This is a genomic window from Alcanivorax sp. HI0083 (genome assembly GCF_001635175.1).
Genome location: NZ_LWFX01001581.1, coordinates 1 through 1035 on the forward strand (window position 1 = coordinate 1; position 1035 = coordinate 1035).

The following is a 1035-nucleotide window of genomic DNA, read 5'->3' on the forward strand; positions in this document are numbered from 1 at the left end:
GCTGTCGCTGTGAGCCTGCAATGTCACCTTGCCCGGCGGGCCTGCCAATTGCAGCGCGGCACTGGCCTGAACCAATGCTACGCCGCTGCCCGCCACAGCGAGGGGCTCTGCGGCGGTCAGTTGCCAGTCATTGTTCAGCGCCAATGGTTGTGCCAGATCCGCCTGCAACTGCCAATCGGCTCCCTGAAAATGGGCTTGCGCGGTCAGGTCCGCCCGTTGCGATTGCGTGGCCGGTCCCGCCGAGAGCATATCCAGCCGTATCTCCCCGTCTGGCTCTCCTTGCCAGCTCCCCTCGCCATGCAGTTGCCACTGGCCCTGCCAATCCGGCAATACCGTGCTCAGCGCCCCTTCACTATTGATCATCCAGTGCCCCCGGGCTCGCTGATATTGTGCCTGGAGCGCCGCCTGCGGCGCAGACGCTTGCAGCTGCCAGTGCTGCTCCTGTTGATGAAGCTGCATCGCCATGACGGGAAGGGGGCTATCAATCAATCCTGACAGGTCCAGTTCGGCGACCTGCAGATCAAAGGGCGGGGTCCAGGGAAGCCCGTCGGGGAAGCTCTCACTGGATGACTCCGGGGCGTTCCCGGCTCTGCAATCGTAGACGGCAAGCACCCGCTGCTTGATCTTGAGCGGCCAGACGTCCTCGAGCGTCAGGTCCGTGCCACGGGCGGCCACACAGTTGTCGCGTATCAGGCGCCACTGACCCAGTGTCAGGCCTTGCTGCCAACCCGGTTCACTGACGCGCACGCCTGCACCATAGGCCCACCCCACCGCCACCAGAATCAGTAGCAGCATGGTGGCCAGCAGTAACAGCAAGCCATATGCCCAGCGGCGAAGCATGCGTGGGGAGAATCGAGCCATAAACGTTAGAGGGCCGGCAGCGTCAATGGTTCGATAGTGAGACGTGAGGACGGCTTTGGGAAGGGCGGGATTCAGTCTGTGGCCGGTTCTGCCTGCGAGGCCATGACGTGTTGATGGAGCAACAGGGCCATGGCCGCCACGCGGCTGACGGCATCCACCGACAGGGTGGCGCCG

General features: G+C 63.9%; 1 pseudogene. It reads right to left on the minus strand.

From position 1 onward, the window contains the following. Positions 1-861, minus strand: a pseudogene (locus A3754_RS23595) (hypothetical protein); the annotation flags it as partial. Between the last annotated feature and the right edge of the window lie 174 nt (positions 862-1035).